We start from the raw sequence: 16,249 nt of genomic DNA on the forward strand, positions 1-16,249 counted from the left end.
ATGCAGCTATTCGGACTGGACGCCGATGAGGTCAGGCGGGCCATCGCTACGGTCGCACCAACGCCAACGATGTCGTTACGGCACACCGGTGCAAGCGCTAACGACAGCGCGGAACGATTTGCGCGAGCGGCATGGACGACTGTGGCTGAGCCCGGTGACGGCACAGCGGGCGGTTTCATTGCGACGGTCGGCGCTTCAACATCGCTGATCTCTCTGGTCGAACAGTGGAGCACAACTCGGATAATGAAGGCGATGGAAGCAGCCCAGGGGGAGGACAGCATGCGCCCGGGCTGGGCGGAGGAGCTCGACAAGGCTCGCGCACGATGGTTGCCACGACTTAATTCGGCAGCCGCGCTCGCCGCCGTCCGCTTGGCGGCTCACAGTCGCGCAACTTTGCTTACCCCGGACGACGCCGATTGGCCCGAGAGTATCAACGACCTTGATGCGCATGCTCCGATCGCTCTGTGGGTGCGCGGTAACCCGGGCCGCTTCGTCGAGTCGAGGCGGTCACTATCGATGGTTGGGGCGCGGGCAGCGACCGGCTACGGTGAGCACGTCACCGTGGAGGCAGCGAGTTCCCTTGTGGGGCGCGGATTCGCAATCGTATCGGGTGCGGCGTACGGCATTGATGGGGCAGCGCACCGCGCGGCTCTTGCGTCACAAGGAACGACCGTGGCCTTCCTGGCCGGGGGAGTCGACCGCCCATACCCGAGCGGACACGACGTCCTCATCGGGCGCATCGTCGAAACAGGCATTGTCGTCTCCGAAGTTCCCTGCGGGGCATCGCCGACAAAGTGGCGCTTCCTTCAGCGGAACAGACTCATCGCAGCGTTGAGCCAGGCAACAGTCGTTCTCGAAGCCGGATGGCGTTCGGGGTCGCTGAACACCGCTGGGCATGCCGCAGCACTGGGCCGACCGTTGGGCGCAGTTCCCGGGTCGGTCACAAGCGCCGCATCGGCGGGCTGTCACCGGTTGATCCGGGAGTACGGCGCGACCTGCGTCACCAACGCCGATGAGATGGCAGAACTCGTCGACGGGGGCGACGCCGTCGCCGAACCTCTGCGCCCCAGCGAGACTGGGGGCGCGGCTTCGTTCACCTCCGATGAACTGCGGGTTCTTGATGCTCTCACCACCCGAACCGGCCGCCCGGTGGCAGACATCGCGAGGCGAACTGGCCTGCCCATCGACGTTGTGCAGGCGGTTCTCGGTGTCCTTCAGATTGGCGGTGCTGTCGCGGAACATCAACACGGTTGGATATACGTCACCGCAGGTCGCTGACGTCCTCAAACCCTCCACCGGCAGATATAGCGAGAGCAATGACGGCTCACAGAGTGAGTCGGCGGTAATAACTTTCGCTAATGCGAGAGTCTGGGAGAGTGAAGATTTCGACAGCGGTGGCGCGATACGTCGATTACATTGCCGTCGAACGCCAATACTCGCCGTCGACCTGCCGGGCCTATGAATCGGATCTGGCCGCGTTCGCGCATTTCGCGGCTGAGCGAAGCATCACTGAGGCGTCGGACATCGACCTTGAGCTCCTCCGCGATTGGCTGTGGGCGTCCTCACAGTCCGGTTTGGGCGCGACGACCCTTGCGCGGCGCTCGTCGTCGGTGCGCGGATGGTCGGCGTGGATGGCCCAGAACGGGCACATCGAGGTGGATCGAGCAGTTCGGTTGCGCTCGCCGAAGACTGGTCGAACGCTCCCGCACGTGATGCAACGGTCACAGATGAAGACCATGCTCGATGCGCTCTCGGAGAGCGCGGGGACGGGCGACCCTGTCGCCCTCCGTAATGCCGCACTCTTTGAACTCCTGTACGCATCCGGCATCCGAGTATCTGAACTGTGCGGCCTCAATCAAGACGACATCGACCTGGACCGGCTCACGCTCCGTGTCTTGGGTAAAGGGTCAAAGGAGCGAGTTGTGCCGTTCGGTGTTCCGGCTCACTCCGCCCTCGTCGACTATTTGAGACGGGGGCGACCGGCGCTGCTTGCGAAGCATAAGCAGAGCACCGACGCCGTCTTCCTTGGAGTGCAGGGCGGTCGCATAGGACCTCGGAGCGTGTATGCGCTGGTCAGCCGAGTTCTTGGATCGATTCCCGGCGGTTCCGCGCAGGGGCCACACACCCTCCGGCACACGGCAGCGACACACCTGCTCGATGGTGGTGCTGACCTGCGCGCGGTACAGGAGCTCCTCGGTCACAGTTCGCTCGGTACTACCCAGATTTACACGCATGTGTCGACCGAGCGGCTGAAAGAGAGTTATCGGGGCGCGCACCCGCGGGCCTGACCGGCTCTCACCGCTTCACCGGCAGCAGAACGGCGCGGGGGACCGTTTCGAGAAGAACAAACGGATTCACGTACTCGCCGTGTAACCGAACGCCGAAATGCACGCATCTTCCGGAACAGTGTCCGCCCGCCGCTACGACCCCGATGGCATCTCCTGCGGCGACTGTGTCGCCATCGCGTACCGACGCAGCGATCGGTTCAATGCTCGCCACCAGGCCTCCGGGTGACGTGATCGAGAGAACCGGGCGGTCGACAACCGTTCCAGCGAAACTCACGACCCCATCCGCAGGGGCGACGAGAACCGCAGTGGGAAGTGCACGAAGATCCACTCCTCGATGACCGGCGGCGTACGGCGTCGCCGGTGCCTCGAACGGACGGAGGACCGCGCGTTCCCCGTCTACAGGCCAGAGCCAGCGCGGGCCTGCAGAGGCGCCTGTGTGTTCCCGTCCGCTGTCCACCGGCCCGGCCGTACCGACAGTCGGGGAACTGGTTGCGGCGAGATAACAGATCAGGGCGATACGCAGGCCGAGTTGCAGGTTCATATTCCGAGTCTGGCGAGTCAGAGTCGCTGATCTTTCCGGGGATGCCTATCCGGGGGCTCGAAGTCAATCCGAGGCTTGATGTTGAGGACGCCATCAGCCCGCAGCGTGCTGCTAGGATATTCGGAGCACCTCGCATGTCGAGGTGACTACGCGTGCCCATTCGGCTCCCACTTCCATCGGTCTCTCTCGTGAATACGACAGGGCGGACGTGCGCCGGGCACCAGGAGGAGCGGTCACTCGGCCGCACTGACAACCGACAGGCGTTCGCCCCGATTACGGGCGCGCCAGAATAGGAGAACGGCTCATGGCCGTCGTAACCATTCGCCAGCTGCTCGACAGCGGCGTGCACTTCGGGCACCAGACCCGCCGTTGGAACCCGAAGATGAAGCGCTTTATCTTCACCGAGCGTTCCGGCATCTACATCATCGACCTGCAGCAGTCGCTCGGGTTCATCGACAAGGCATACGACTTCGTCAAGGAGACCGTCGCCCACGGTGGAACGATCCTCTTCGTTGGAACGAAGAAGCAGGCACAGGAAGCGATCGCCGAGCAGGCGACCCGCGTTGGCCAGCCCTACGTCAACCAGCGCTGGCTCGGTGGACTCCTCACTAACTTCCAGACGGTTTCCAAGCGCCTCGCTCGCATGAAGGAACTTGAAGAGTTGGACTTCGAAGACACCGCAAAGTCGGGCTTCACCAAGAAGGAAATGCTCATCAAGAAGCGCGAGCTCGACAAGCTTCACAAGTCGCTCGGCGGAATCCGCAACCTCACCAAGACGCCTTCGGCTCTGTGGGTTGTTGACACCAAGAAAGAGCACCTCGCTATTGACGAGGCTCGCAAGCTCGGAATCCCCGTCATCGGTATCCTCGACACCAACTGCGACCCGGACGAAGTCACCTACCCGATCCCGGGTAACGACGACGCCATCCGCTCGGTTGGCCTGCTTACCCGCATCATCGCGGACGCAGCAGCAGAGGGCCTCATCCAGCGCCACCAGAAGCCGACCGAGGGCGAAGCCCCCGTCGAGCCCCTGGCCGCATGGGAAGCAGAACTCCTCGGAGCCGACGCTGCAGCAGCGCCTGTCGAGCAGAACGACGCTGACGCTGAAGTAGCCGAGAAGAACGCGGCAATCGCTGAAGACGCTCCCGTCGAGGTCGTCGCTCCTGAGAGCGACGCACAGACCGAAGAGCGCCTCGAGGCGGAAGCGACCGAGGCTGAGAAGCAGCCCGTCGCCGACAACAACTAATCGCAAAAGAGGAGTTTCACGAATATGGCAAACATCGCTCTTGCTGACATCAAGGCTCTTCGTGAGCAGCTTGGGACCGGAATGGTCGACACCAAGAACGCTCTCGTCGAGGCCGACGGTGACATGGAGAAGGCCACCGAAATCCTGCGTCTCAAGGGAGCAAAGGGTAACGCGAAGCGTGCCGACCGCTCCACGAGCGAGGGACTCGTTGCTGCCAAGGAAAACGGCGCAACCACAACGCTGATCGAGCTCGCCTGCGAGACCGACTTCGTTGCGAAGAACGACAAGTTCGTCGCTCTTGCTGACAAGGTCCTCGACGCTGTTGCAGCTGCAGGCGCCTCCTCGGTTGAGGAAGCTCTCGCTGCTCCGGCAGGCGAGCAGAGCGTTGCTGACCTGATCAACGACCAGGCAGCAATCCTCGGCGAAAAGGTTGAGCTGCGTCGTGTCGCGCTTGTTTCGGGTGAGCAGTTCGCTGTGTACCTGCACAAGACCAGCAAGGACCTGCCGCCGCAGATCGGCGTTGTCGTCAGCTACACCGGCGAAGACGCAGAGACCGCTCGCGCTATTGCCCAGCACATCGCGATGTTCGACCCGCAGTACCTGACCCGCGAAGAAGTTCCGGCAGAGACCGTGGACAAGGAACGCGAGATTGTCACCGAGATCTCGAAGAACGAAGGAAAGCCGGAAGCGGCACTTCCCAAGATCGTCGAGGGTCGCCTGACCGCGTTCTTCAAGCAGGTCGCCCTGCTCGAACAGGACTATGCACGCGACAGCAAGATCCAGGTCAAGAAGGTTCTTGCCGACGCAAACCTGACAGTGACGGGCTTCGCCCGCTTCAAGGTCGGCGCGTAAGCACATCATGAGGAGTCCGGATCACGACGTGATCCGGACTCTTTTTTCATGCGTACCGTCACACGCATCACCCGAGTTCTCACAGCTTTATGAAAGGCGATAAACGGATGTCCACAGTCACCAAGAAGCGCAGGGTACTTCTCAAACTCTCCGGTGAGTCGTTCGGGGCAGGGTCGCTCGGCGTCAACCCCGATGTCGTGTCGAACATCGCGCGAGAGATCGCCGAAGCGGCGAAGACTGTCGAAATCGCCATCGTGGTCGGCGGCGGAAACTTCTTCCGCGGCGCTGAACTGTCACAGCGTGGAATGGACCGCGGTCGCGCGGACTACATGGGCATGCTCGGAACTGTGATGAACGCCCTCGCGCTCCAGGACTTCCTCGAGCAGGCCGGCGCCGAGACGCGTGTGCAATCCGCGATCTCGATGACACAGGTCGCCGAGCCATACATCCCGCGTCGTGCCGAACGACACCTTGAAAAGGGCCGGGTCGTCATCTTCGGCGCCGGCGCCGGGCTGCCGTACTTCTCGACCGATACGGTCGCCGCGCAGCGCGCACTTGAGATCGGTGCCGATATCGTGCTCGTCGCCAAGAACGGCGTCGACGGCGTGTACACGGCCGACCCGAAGGTCGACCTCAACGCCACCCGCATCGACCAGATCACCTACCAGGAAGCGCTCCAGCGCGGCCTCAAGGTTGTTGACTCGACAGCGTTCAGCCTCTGCATGGACAACGCCATGCCCATGCAGGTCTTCGGCATGGCGCCCGAAGGTAACGTCACCAAGGCTATTCTCGGTGCCGGCATCGGGACCCTCGTCAGCAACTGACCCGCGGTTCCTGACCGCACCAGCGTCCTCCCCGTAGAATGGAGGACGACTACACGCAACTAGAAGGAGTCGCACGTGATCGCGGAAGTTCTCTCTGACGTAACAACCCGAATGGGAAAAGCTGTTGAGGTTGCCAAGGACGACTTCGCTACCGTCCGTACCGGGCGAGCGAACCCGCAGATGTTCCAGAAGATCCTCGTGAACTACTACGGCACACCGACTCCGCTCGACCAGCTCGCCTCCCTGAACAACGCTGAGGCGCGCACAATGATTGTCAGCCCGTACGACAAGAGCGCGCTCAAGGACATCGAACAGGCCATTCGCGACGTTCCCAACCTCGGAGCAAACCCCACGAACGATGGCAGCATCGTTCGTGTAACGCTGCCGGAGCTCACCCAGGAGCGCCGCAAGGAGTATGTGAAGATTGTTCGCACCAAGGGTGAAGATGCCAAGGTAGCCGTTCGCAACATCCGCCGTAAGGGCAAGGACGACCTCGATGCTCTCAAGAGCGAGGTCGGCGATGACGATGTCGCACGGGCTGAGAAAGAACTCGAGCAGGTCACCAAGTCGCACATCGACGCTATCGATGATGCACTCAAGCGCAAAGAGGCCGAACTGCTCGAGATCTAGCGTTCACGTGCACTCTGGAAATAAGGTGACGGCATGACCGAACCGGCCGAAAAGCCCGGACGGAACAGCCAGCGTTCGAAGCGGATGTCGAGAGACGAGCTTCAGGCGCAGTTGAAGTCACGTCGAGCGGAGATCGAACGGCAGGTGCGTACCACCCGCGCCCAAATCGATCAGGTCAATGAACGGATCGAGGCGCGTGCCGGTCGGAACCTCCTCATGGCCACCGTGTTCGGTCTGGGGCTTGGCCTCATCCTGGTTGCGAGCCTGATCTTCATCAAAGGCATCTTCGTCGCTTTCTGCGCCGCAATTGTTGCCTTCGCGACCTTCGAATTGGCGCGCGCCCTGCGCGAGAGCGGTCGTCGGGTCGACGTCATTCCTGCCGTCGTGGCCGGCGTAGCGATCGTGGGAGGCAGTTACCTTTTCAGCCCCTCTTCGCGGTGGATCGTGCTCGCTGCCGCCGTTGTCTTCGTCGTGCTGTGGCGCCTGGTCGCCCAGCTGTTTGAATCCCGGTCGGGCGGACGGCACCGGCTGGGCCGCGATCTCGTGGCGGCCGTCCTCGTTCAGCTGTATGTTCCGTTCCTCGCCAGCTTCGCCGTCACCCTCGTGCTTCAACCTGAGGGCCAGTGGTGGGCGCTGGCGTTCCTCATCCTCGTTGTGGCCGTGGACATCGGCGCATACGCGAGCGGCTTGAGCTTCGGTAAACACCCCATGGCTCCCAAAATCAGCCCCAAGAAGACCTGGGAAGGATTTGCGGGCGCGGGAGTAGCCGCGGTTGTCACCGGTGTGGTGCTTGCCCTTCTGATGCTCGACACACCCTGGTGGGTTGGAGTGATATTCGGCCTCGCGCTGCTCGGCACTGCAACGCTCGGTGACCTCACCGAATCGCTCATCAAGCGCGACATCGGCATTAAGGACATCAGCTCGTGGCTGCCCGGGCACGGAGGGTTCCTCGACCGCATCGACTCCATGCTGCCGTCCGCGCCGGTTGCCCTCGCGATTTTCACCGTCTTCAGCGCGACCGGAATGACGGCGTGAGTCACGGAGTGTTGATCATGCGGCGATCGTCTGGCGCTGAGAGGATGAACTGGTGAGCACCACATTTCCTCCGGCACGTAAGCGCAGCAAGGGATATAACGTCGCGCAGGTCGACGCGTTTCTCGCGAAAGCCCGCGCCGCGTACGACGCCGACGATTCAGGACCGACCGGACTGACGGCATCCGCTATTCGACACACCTCCTTCTCTCTGGTTCGCGGCGGATATTCAACAAGCCACGTGGATGCTGCGCTGGAACGTCTTGAGGACGCCTTTGCGCTTCGTGAGCGCGAACGTGCATTCGCTGAGCGTGGCAAGGGGGAGTGGCTGGGTGCCGCTCGGGAAACCGCGCAGGTTATTCTGAACCGGATTACCCGCCCGGAGGGGCACCGCTTCCAGCGGACAAGTTTCCTCGCGCAGGGCTATTCAGTCGCGGACGTCGATGCCTTGTGCGACAGCCTCACGGCCTACTTTGAGCGGGGCGTTCCGTTCAGCACCGACGCCGTGCGAACCGCTGTTTTCGGCGCTCAACGCGGGGGATACCGTGAAGCGCAGGTCGATTTGCTGCTCGACAGCGTCACCGAGGTCATGCTCGCTGTGCGGTGATTCGCGTTTCGGACTCGCGATAACCCCCGTTCTGGGCTAAAATCGAAAGATCGTGGCTAAACATCTTGTGAAACTCGAGTCCTCCGCACCCGCTTCCCGAGTCGGCAGGGCGTTTGAGAGACCCCGATCGCGCAGCCCATTCACGCTCTTCTTCTTCTCGTTCGCGGCGGCCGTTGCTGTTGTTGCCGTGAACGTGGTCGACCCGTATTCGGGCGCGACCGCGTCGCCGTATTTCCAGGTCGCCGACCGGTACGACGGGGCCAGCACGCAGGCATTCGCCGTGGCCGGCGCCTATGAAACCAGCTTCACGCGCGATGGTTACGAGTTCGTCGCCGCGCCGATTCCTGAGCCCGTTGTTGTGGTGGAGGAAGAAGCAGAGGACACCTCAACCGGTGGGGCCAAGAAGCCGGCTACTGCGCTTCCCAAGGTCACCGCAGACCCGGGCTCCGCCCAAGCCATCGCGCACGACATGGTTCTGGCGCGCGGTTGGGGCGAAGACCAGTTCTCCTGCCTCGTCGCGCTGTGGAACAAAGAGTCCGGCTGGCGGGTCAACGCAGAGAATAAGTCCAGCGGCGCCTACGGCATTCCGCAGGCTCTCCCCGGAAGCAAGATGGGCAGCGCCGGCAGTGACTGGGCAACTAACCCCGCCACCCAGATCACCTGGGGACTTGGCTACATCACGGGTCGCTACGGAACGCCGTGCGGTGCGTGGGGTCACTCACAGGCTAAGGGCTGGTACTAACGGCCCGTCGGTGTCACACCGGCCAGAATTCCCGGGCGTTTGCCTAAGATGGATTCATGCCAAGAAGCAACCGGCCGAGGGGTCGACGCGATATTCGCTCGACCGACGAGAACGGATCGCTCGAGCACCTGCTCTCCGGTTGGAAGCGCACTGAGACGCGTCGCGGTCGCGAGTTCTATGTTCAGCCGCTGAGCGCTGAGCGTGCCGTGAAGGAATACCTCTGCCCGGGCTGCGGCCTCGGCATTGAGCCGGGAATTCCTCACCTCGTCATTTGGCGAGCGGATGGCGTACTCGGTGATGACGCGGATCTCGCCGCGAGGCGGCATTGGCACAATCACTGCTGGCGCATCGGCTGAAACGGAATTCATGACGATCATTGAAGTACGCGGCGGCACTGTTCTGCCTGCCCGGCGCGAAGACATCACCCTGACCACCCAGGACGGACTCACACTGGTCGGTGAACTGGCGACCCCGCTCGATCGGGCCCCGGTCGCCACGCTCGTCACCCTCCACCCGCTGCCGACGGCCGGTGGCTTCATGGACTCGCACATTCTCCGGAAGGCGGCGGCGCGGCTGCCCGCGATGGCCGACGTGGCTGTGCTGCGATTCAACACACGCGGTACGTCGTCGGACCGGGGAACGAGCGACGGAGAGTTCGGGGACGGCGTTGCCGAAGAACTCGATCTTCGCGCCGCCATGGACTTCGTCACCGAGCGAGGGCTGCCGCGCCCATGGCTCATCGGTTGGTCGTTCGGCACTGAACTTGTCCTCAAGTACGGCAGGGACCACCCGGTCGAAGGTGCTGTGCTTCTCTCCCCTCCGCTGCACCGGGCCACCCAGGAGGAGCTTGATGAGTGGCGCGATGATCGCCGTGACCTGATCGCGCTCATCCCTGAGTTCGACGACTACCTTCGCCCCGATGAAGCGGCCAGTCGGTTCGCCAACGTCCCCAACGCGGTACTGATCGCGGTCGAAGGAGGCAAACACCTGTGGGTGGGGGAGACGCAGACACGGCGGGTGCTGTCCGAGATTGTGGCGGCGGTCAATCCTGATGCGTTGCCACTGCCCGACAAGTGGGAGATCGACGACTAGCCACGCGGAGACGCGTCGTCAGAGCTCGTTCTGACGGGGAATAATCACCTGTTTGATGATGAGCAGTATGGACGCGGCGGTGGGAATTGCGATCAGGGCGCCGAGAAGGCCCAGCAATGACCCTCCTGCCAGAGCAGCGATGACGACCACCGCGCCGGGTACGCTCACCGCCCTCCGCATGATGTTGGGGCTGAGAACGTACGCCTCGACCTGCATGTAGATGAGGTAGTAGATCGCCGCGACCAGCGCTGTCAGCGGGGATCCCAGCCCGGGGATCAGACAGACCAAAGTGATGATGATGGACCCGGTCAGCGTGCCGATGAGCGGAATCATAGAGAAGAAGAAGGCGACGCACGCCAGTACCGGTGGGAACGGTCCCTTGATGATCGACAGGAAGATGAAGGTCAGTGCACCGCTGCAGGCCGCGATACTGACCTGGCCAATCACGTACCGGCCGACCGAGTCTGTGATCTGCTCGGCGAGGTCAGCGAACCGCTCGCGCCGGGTTGCCGGTACGAGCTGGTAGAGGCCACGCTTGATCGAGGGGAGCGACGCGGTGAAGTAGATGGTGAGGATGAGCACGATAAGTGCGCCGAAGAATGCCGCACCAATAGCGACCGCAAATTTGATGGCTCCGCTGCCGATATTCGTGATGTTCGATGTGAAGAAGTCGCCGGTGTCGGCGATGATCTTCTGGAAGTCGATGAAAGGGAACTGCTCCGAAAGGTTCTCGATGAACGGGTAGTCCTGGAACTGGGACTGAAGATCGGGGATGATCCGCACGAGTTCGGAGATCTGGTCGACAATGATCGGGACGACCATCCAGATGAGCCCGGCGAAGAGCGCCAGCAGCCCGACGATCACGATGATGAGCGCCGCCCACCGAGGAACGCGCTTCTTTTCCAGCCAGGTCACAATGGGGTCGAGGCCGAGCGCAATAAAGATTGCGGCTCCGATATAGGTCAGGATCGTTGAGAGCGACACGATCGAGAACAGGATGAGCAGCCCAAGTCCGACGCCGAGAGTGCCGATGAGCCCGAACCGGAACGGGTTCTGTATCTTCACTTGTGTTCCCTCGCCATGGACATTTCATAATCGTAGTGGCCAGCGAACCAACAGCTCATTCGTCATGTCAAACGCGGGCGCTGCTAGCTCCCTCTCAGGGATTTCGGCTAGTCTGAAACGTCTGTGCCTGTTGCTTCCGGCCCGATGCTAACCACAAATCGGGCGAAAATGCCCGTGCGGTTGCAACAGAGAAGGAGATTCAGTGCGATTCGTACTCGCTATTTTGGCGTTTGTGGTTGCCGCGACCATGATTGTGTTGGGCATCGCCCAGCGCACCGTCTTTCTCGGTCCGTCAACTTACGCCGTCGAGACCACCGTCAAGGGTGACCTTCCCTATACCGTCATAGACGGCAAGGTCCTCGTCTCGGAGCCCGGCCAGCAAACGCTGACCGTGTCCGGCAGTGACACCGTGTTCGTCTCGTATGGGAGAACAGCTGATGTTGCCGCGTGGCTCGGGGACGCCGCGTACAACCGCATGAGCATCGACGACGAAAGCGGCGAGCTCGTCAGCAAGGCGGTTACGCCGGGTACGAAGGCTGATCCCGAAAGCACGCCGGAAGACAATACCGCGCCAACGGACGAAGAGCTTGCCGCTCAGGAGGCCGCGCTCGACGACCCTCGGGGATCTGATCTCTGGCTTGCCGAGCACTCCGAAGAGGGTGCCGTTCTCACGACGATCAACGTTCCGGAAGACGTGAGCGTGCTCATTGCCTCCGACGGCACCGAACCAGCTCCAGCCAAGGTGTCGGTGTCCTGGCCGCTCGACAATGCGACACCGTGGGCCGGTCCGTTGATCACTGCGGGTATCGTACTTCTACTCGTCGGATTGGCCCTGTATCTCCTTGGCATCCACCACATGCGCAAGAGTCGAGGCCCGCGTCGCAAGGGAATCAGCGCTGGTCCCGGGATGGAGAAAATGCCGAAGGTGCCCAAGCCGTCGCGTTACAAGTCCGATAAGCGCCACGGAAGTGCCCCGAAGCGCCCCGCGAAACGGTCGATGATCGCGGTAATTCCGATCATGCTCGTTTCATCCCTCGCTTTGAGCGGGTGCTCCGCTGGGTTCTGGCCGGACCTTTCGCCGGACTCCTCTCCGTCGTCGACCCCGACGGCGAGTGCGCTGGAGGCCGAGCCGGAGGAAGACCAGCCAGCTCCGGCCGTCACCACCCCGCAGCTCGAGCGCATCATCGCCCGCATCTCCACCACGACACTCGAAGCCGACCAGGCGATGAACGCTGACCTTGCAGCCACCCGTTTCGTGGGACCGGCGCTGGACGAACGTAAGAGCAACTACGCCATCCGAGCCAAGATCCCGGAGCACCCGCAGTCCCCGGTCATCCCGTCATCGCCCGGTGGGCTCACGCTGCCGCAGGCCACGGACACCTGGCCGCGAACCGTGATGAGCGTCGTTCAGGACGAAGCCGACCCAACCTCGGCTCCCACAGCTATCGTCCTGCTCCAAGCGAGCCCGCGGTCCAACTATCAGGTCGAGTACGCCATGCGTCTGGAGCCACAGGCTGAGATCCCTGAGGTGGCGCCGGCGACCATCGGCGCGGCGCAGGTACCGCCGGATTCGTCCTTCCTCCTGCTTCCACCGAACAAATTGGGTTCGGCATACGCGGACATCATCACGAACGGGGAGAACAGCGAATTCGCTGCGCTCTTCGATGGGGAGGGCGACACACTTCGTGGCGTCATCGCCAGTGACCGTGAGGCCAAGAAAGCTGCGCTACCGACGACGGCATCCATCGAGTTCTCGGTGGCGGCTGGAACGGCGCCTCCCGTCGCTCTGGCAACAAATGAGTCAGGGTCACTCGTCTCTATCAACATCGCCGAGACCGAGGTGGTCAAGCCCCTCGAAGTCGGTGCCAAAATTAAACCATCGGGCGCGGTAGCCGCGCTCAGTGGACTCACGGAAACGGAGAAGGGCGTGCAATCGACCTATAGTGACCAGCTGCTGTTCTATGTGCCTCCGGCAGGCAGCTCCGAGAAGATTCGGCTGCTGGGGTTCAGTCAAGCGTTGACCGCAGCGGCGGAGCTCGCATGAGTGGCGTCCAGCCTGGGCCATCGGCTCTCAACGGTGCCGCTCTTCGCGGAGCCGTAGACCTGTCGAGCCTCGTCAACCGCCCGCCCGCCGGTGCGCCCGCAGCACCCGCGACCGGGGCCGTCGCCCCCAACGCACAGGGCGCTATCGAGGTGCCGTCGCTGGTCCTCGACGGTACTGACGCGAACTTCGCCCAGTTCCTCGAGCTCTCGCAGCGTGTTCCCGTCATCGTTGACCTCTGGGCCGAATGGTGCGGCCCGTGCAAGCAGTTGTCTCCGGTTTTGGAGAAGCTCGTCACCGAATACGGCGGCAAGCTGCTGCTCGTGAAAGTCGACGTCGATGCCAACCCACAGTTGACCCAGGCCTTCCAGGCGCAGTCAATCCCCACCGTAGTAGCCCTCATTGGCGGTCGCCCGTTGCAGCTGTTCACGGGCGCGGTCCCTGAGCCGCAGGTCCGGGATGTTTTCGAGCAGGTCCTGCAGGCCGCTGCCCAGACCGGCGTGGTCTCGTCGGTCCTCGTTGCCGGGCAAACCGTCGAAGAAGCAGAGCCTGTCGAACCGCCACTTCCTCCCCTGCACGCTGAAGCGTACGACGCTATCGAGGCCGGGGACTACCCGAAGGCCATCGCGGCGTACTCTAAGGCGATCGCTCAGAACCCGCTCGACAAGATGGCCGTTGCGGGACTCGCGCAGGTCAGCTTGCTGCACCGTCTCGAAGGCAAGACAATCGAGCAAATCCGGTCAGCAGCTGCCGCTCAGCCCAACGACCTGTCCGCGCAGCTCGACGTGGCAGACCTCGATCTGTCCGGCGGACATGTTGAGGACGCGTTCGACCGCCTGCTCACACTGTTCGAAAGCGCCGACGTTGACGATCGCACCGTGATTCGTACGCGTCTTCTCGAGCTTTTCGAGGTCGTCGGTGTCACCGACCCTCGCGTGGGCCGTGCGCGCGCCCGGTTGACCAACCTGCTCTACTAACCAGAGCCAACGACAAGCTCCGGTCGAGCTCCCCGTCAGGGAGGTCGACCGGAGCTTTGTCTGAGCGAGCCGCCGACAGGCTAGCGGCGCAGTCGCAACCAGATGCTGCCAAGCGGCGGCAGCGTCACTTCCGCCGATGCCGGGCGCCCCGACCACGGTGTGTCTGTCGCAGTGACCGAGCCCATGTTTCCGACGCCGGAGCCGCCGTAGTGGGCAGCGTCCGTGTTGAGCAGCTCTTCCCACTCGCCGGCCTCCGGCAGTCCGACCCGGTGAGCGTTCCTGGGCACACCGGAGAAGTTGAGCAGCACGGCGATGGTGTTGCCCTCTCCGTCTCGACGCAGGAACGACAGCACGCTGTTCTCGGCGTCGCCTCCGTCGAGCAGCTCGAAACCGCTGGGGTCATTGTCGAGCGCCCACAGCGCCGGGTTTTCTTTGTACACGGCGTTGAGCTGTCCGACAAGGTTGAAGAGCCCCTGGTGCGCGGGCTGGTCGAGGATCCACCAGTCGAGGCCGCGCGCCTCCGACCACTCGGATGGCTGCCCGAATTCCTGGCCCATGAACAGCAGTTGCTTCCCGGGGTGCGCCCACATGAACGCCAGGAAGACGCGTGCATTGGCGAGCTGCTGCCAATGGTCCCCGGGCATCCGCGCCAGTAGTGAACCCTTGCCGTGCACGACCTCGTCGTGGCTGATCGGCAGCAGGAAGTTCTCGCTGAACGCATAGACAAAGGTGAAGGTGAGCTCACCGTGGTGGTAGGAGCGGTACATCGGGTCCTGTTGCATGTACTGGAGCGTGTCGTGCATCCAGCCCATGTTCCACTTCAACCCGAAGCCGAGCCCGCCTCCTGAGGTGGGTTTCGTCACACCGGGCCAGCTCGTCGACTCCTCGGCGATCATTACAACGCCGGGGTTGCGCTTGTACGCGGTGGCGTTGGCTTCCTGCAGCAGGCTGATAGCGTGCAGGTTCTCTCGACCGCCGTGTTCGTTCGGCACCCATTGCCCCTCTTCCCTCGAGTAGTCGAGGTAGAGCATTGATGCGACGGCGTCGACCCGGAGGCCGTCGACGTGGAACTCTTCGAGCCAGTAGAGGGCATTCGCCACGAGGAAGTTGCGCACCTGGCTGTCGCCGAAGTTGAAGATGTAGGTGCCCCAGTCCTTGTGCTCACCGAGGCGGGGGTCTGAATGCTCGTACAGCGCCTGACCGTCGAAGCGGCCGAGCGCCCACTCGTCGGTGGCAAAGTGACCGGGCACCCAGTCCATGAGCACGCCGATGCCCGCTTGGTGCAGCTGGTCGATGAGGTACTTGAGGTCGTCGGGGTGACCGAATCGGTTGGTCGGTGCGTAGTACCCGCTGATCTGATATCCCCATGAGCCGCCGTACGGATGCTCCGCGAGGGGCATAAATTCCACGTGCGTGTAGTTCAGGGCACGGAGATACTCGATCAGGGGTTCCGCGATGTCGCGATATCCGTGTCCGGGTCGCCAGGAGCCGAGGTGCATTTCGTAAATGCTCATCGGGCCGTTGTGTGGGTTGTTCGCGGCACGATGCTCAAGCCAGTCGCCGTCCGACCAGGTGTGGCTGGACTCACCGACAACGGACGCGGTCAGTGGCGGCGTCTCGGTGAACCGGGCCATCGGGTCTGCGCGGCGAACCCAGTTGCCGTTGGCCCCGAGAATTTCGAACTTGTACTTGACGCCGGCCTCAACCCCTGGGACGAAGAGTTCCCAGACTCCGGTTGGCCCCATGTTGCGCATGGCGTGCGAGCGGCCATCCCAGCCGTTGAAGTCGCCGATAACCCGAACGGCGCGGGCATGCGGCGCCCACACCGTGAACGCCGCGCCCAGCACCGGGTCGCCGTACGACGAGTGTGTCCTGAGATGCGCGCCCAACGCGTGCCAGAGCTCTTCGTGTCGTCCTTCACCGATCAGGTGCAGGTCGAGCTCGCCAATTGTGGGCGGAAACCGGTAGGGGTCATCAGCGGTCCAGGGGGACCCGTTGTCGTAGCTCGCCCGTACCCGGTAGTCGGCAAACCCGTGCTCGTGGGTGCCTGCCCAGATTCCGCCGTACAGGTGCTCCAGCGGCACTTCGGTGTCGTCGGCGAGAACGGCGGTCACCGTCGTGGCGAGGGGTCGGAGAGCGCGAATGACGGTGTTCGTCCCTGCTGAGTGCTGGCCGAGGACCGCGTGCGGGTCATAGTAGGCACCCGCCGCGACGGCTTCGAGAACCGATTCATCGGGAACCGATACCGATGCAACTGCTGGGGTCACAGCATCCGCTTTCACCGACGATTCCGCGCGCGGAATCTCGGTAGC

General features: G+C 62.9%; 16 protein-coding genes. 13 read left to right on the plus strand and 3 right to left on the minus strand.

Annotated elements, in window-relative coordinates; all coding sequences use genetic code 11:
* The gene (dprA, locus tag L1277_RS03215) at positions 1-1,278 is read left to right on the plus strand and encodes a DNA-processing protein DprA (protein WP_253374894.1); all 1,278 of its coding nucleotides are present in this window, start codon (positions 1-3) and stop codon (positions 1,276-1,278) included.
* A gap of 98 nt (positions 1,279-1,376) precedes the next feature.
* Positions 1,377-2,288, plus strand: coding sequence for a tyrosine recombinase XerC (gene xerC, locus L1277_RS03220; protein WP_253374895.1), 912 nt, complete (start codon positions 1,377-1,379; stop codon positions 2,286-2,288).
* Positions 2,289-2,295: 7 nt separating this feature from the next.
* Here xerC and L1277_RS03225 read toward each other — a convergent pair whose 3' ends face one another.
* Positions 2,296-2,829, minus strand: a complete 534-nt coding sequence (locus L1277_RS03225) for a murein hydrolase activator EnvC (RefSeq protein ID WP_253374896.1) — start codon at positions 2,827-2,829, stop codon at positions 2,296-2,298.
* Between the two features lie 304 nt (positions 2,830-3,133).
* Here L1277_RS03225 and rpsB point away from each other — a divergent pair, with 304 nt between their 5' ends.
* From rpsB to L1277_RS03270, 9 genes are all read left to right on the plus strand, one after another.
* Positions 3,134-4,075 (plus strand): 30S ribosomal protein S2, encoded by a 942-nt coding sequence (gene rpsB, locus L1277_RS03230; RefSeq protein WP_253374897.1) that lies wholly within the window; start codon positions 3,134-3,136, stop codon positions 4,073-4,075.
* 24 nt (positions 4,076-4,099) lie between these two features.
* Complete coding sequence (gene tsf / locus L1277_RS03235; protein WP_253374898.1) at positions 4,100-4,927, plus strand: translation elongation factor Ts; 828 nt, start codon at positions 4,100-4,102, stop codon at positions 4,925-4,927.
* Between the two features lie 107 nt (positions 4,928-5,034).
* Positions 5,035-5,751, plus strand: a complete 717-nt coding sequence (gene pyrH / locus L1277_RS03240) for a UMP kinase (RefSeq protein ID WP_253374899.1) — start codon at positions 5,035-5,037, stop codon at positions 5,749-5,751.
* A gap of 75 nt (positions 5,752-5,826) precedes the next feature.
* A complete protein-coding gene (frr, locus tag L1277_RS03245) occupies positions 5,827-6,381 on the plus strand; it encodes a ribosome recycling factor (RefSeq protein ID WP_253374900.1) in 555 nt (184 codons plus the stop codon).
* A 33-nt stretch (positions 6,382-6,414) separates the two neighbouring features.
* A complete protein-coding gene (locus tag L1277_RS03250) occupies positions 6,415-7,416 on the plus strand; it encodes a phosphatidate cytidylyltransferase (RefSeq protein WP_253374901.1) in 1,002 nt (333 codons plus the stop codon).
* 52 nt (positions 7,417-7,468) lie between these two features.
* Positions 7,469-8,020 carry a DivIVA domain-containing protein gene (locus L1277_RS03255; RefSeq protein ID WP_253374902.1) on the plus strand — a complete coding sequence of 184 codons (552 nt, stop codon included), beginning with the start codon at positions 7,469-7,471 and terminating at the stop codon, positions 8,018-8,020.
* Between the two features lie 52 nt (positions 8,021-8,072).
* The gene (locus L1277_RS15745; RefSeq protein ID WP_253374903.1) at positions 8,073-8,762 is read left to right on the plus strand and encodes a lytic transglycosylase domain-containing protein; all 690 of its coding nucleotides are present in this window, start codon (positions 8,073-8,075) and stop codon (positions 8,760-8,762) included.
* Positions 8,763-8,818: 56 nt separating this feature from the next.
* Positions 8,819-9,118 (plus strand): hypothetical protein, encoded by a 300-nt coding sequence (locus L1277_RS03265; RefSeq protein ID WP_253374904.1) that lies wholly within the window; start codon positions 8,819-8,821, stop codon positions 9,116-9,118.
* A 10-nt stretch (positions 9,119-9,128) separates the two neighbouring features.
* The gene (locus L1277_RS03270) at positions 9,129-9,854 is read left to right on the plus strand and encodes an alpha/beta hydrolase (RefSeq protein WP_253374905.1); all 726 of its coding nucleotides are present in this window, start codon (positions 9,129-9,131) and stop codon (positions 9,852-9,854) included.
* A gap of 18 nt (positions 9,855-9,872) precedes the next feature.
* Here the strand turns inward: L1277_RS03270 and L1277_RS03275 are convergent, their stop codons facing one another.
* Positions 9,873-10,919: an AI-2E family transporter gene (locus L1277_RS03275; protein WP_253374906.1), complete on the minus strand. Its 1,047-nt coding sequence runs from the start codon at positions 10,917-10,919 to the stop codon at positions 9,873-9,875.
* Positions 10,920-11,121: 202 nt separating this feature from the next.
* Between L1277_RS03275 and L1277_RS03280 the strand changes: the two genes are divergently transcribed.
* Positions 11,122-12,963, plus strand: a complete 1,842-nt coding sequence (locus L1277_RS03280; RefSeq protein ID WP_253374907.1) for a hypothetical protein — start codon at positions 11,122-11,124, stop codon at positions 12,961-12,963.
* The gene (locus L1277_RS03285) at positions 12,960-13,937 is read left to right on the plus strand and encodes a tetratricopeptide repeat protein (RefSeq protein ID WP_253374908.1); all 978 of its coding nucleotides are present in this window, start codon (positions 12,960-12,962) and stop codon (positions 13,935-13,937) included. Before L1277_RS03280 ends, L1277_RS03285 begins: the two co-directional genes overlap by 4 nt.
* Positions 13,938-14,017: 80 nt before the next feature.
* Here the strand turns inward: L1277_RS03285 and glgB are convergent, their stop codons facing one another.
* Positions 14,018-16,219 carry a 1,4-alpha-glucan branching protein GlgB gene (gene glgB, locus L1277_RS03290; protein WP_374110162.1) on the minus strand — a complete coding sequence of 734 codons (2,202 nt, stop codon included), beginning with the start codon at positions 16,217-16,219 and terminating at the stop codon, positions 14,018-14,020.
* Positions 16,220-16,249: the final 30 nt, after the last annotated feature.

Source organism: Okibacterium sp. HSC-33S16 (genome assembly GCF_024171565.1).
In the GTDB taxonomy this organism is placed as follows: Bacteria; Actinomycetota; Actinomycetes; order Actinomycetales; family Microbacteriaceae; genus Mycetocola_A.

Excerpts from the sequence above, each read along its gene's own strand:
- dprA (WP_253374894.1), top strand. The coding sequence starts at position 1 with ATGCAGCTATTCGGACTGGACGCCGATGAGGTCAGGCGGGCCATCGCT.
- L1277_RS03225 (WP_253374896.1), bottom strand. The coding sequence starts at position 2,829 with ATGAACCTGCAACTCGGCCTGCGTATCGCCCTGATCTGTTATCTCGCC.
- rpsB (WP_253374897.1), top strand. The coding sequence starts at position 3,134 with ATGGCCGTCGTAACCATTCGCCAGCTGCTCGACAGCGGCGTGCACTTC.
- tsf (WP_253374898.1), top strand. The coding sequence starts at position 4,100 with ATGGCAAACATCGCTCTTGCTGACATCAAGGCTCTTCGTGAGCAGCTT.
- pyrH (WP_253374899.1), top strand. The coding sequence starts at position 5,035 with ATGTCCACAGTCACCAAGAAGCGCAGGGTACTTCTCAAACTCTCCGGT.
- L1277_RS03250 (WP_253374901.1), top strand. The coding sequence starts at position 6,415 with ATGACCGAACCGGCCGAAAAGCCCGGACGGAACAGCCAGCGTTCGAAG.
- L1277_RS03265 (WP_253374904.1), top strand. The coding sequence starts at position 8,819 with ATGCCAAGAAGCAACCGGCCGAGGGGTCGACGCGATATTCGCTCGACC.
- L1277_RS03270 (WP_253374905.1), top strand. The coding sequence starts at position 9,129 with ATGACGATCATTGAAGTACGCGGCGGCACTGTTCTGCCTGCCCGGCGC.
- L1277_RS03285 (WP_253374908.1), top strand. The coding sequence starts at position 12,960 with ATGAGTGGCGTCCAGCCTGGGCCATCGGCTCTCAACGGTGCCGCTCTT.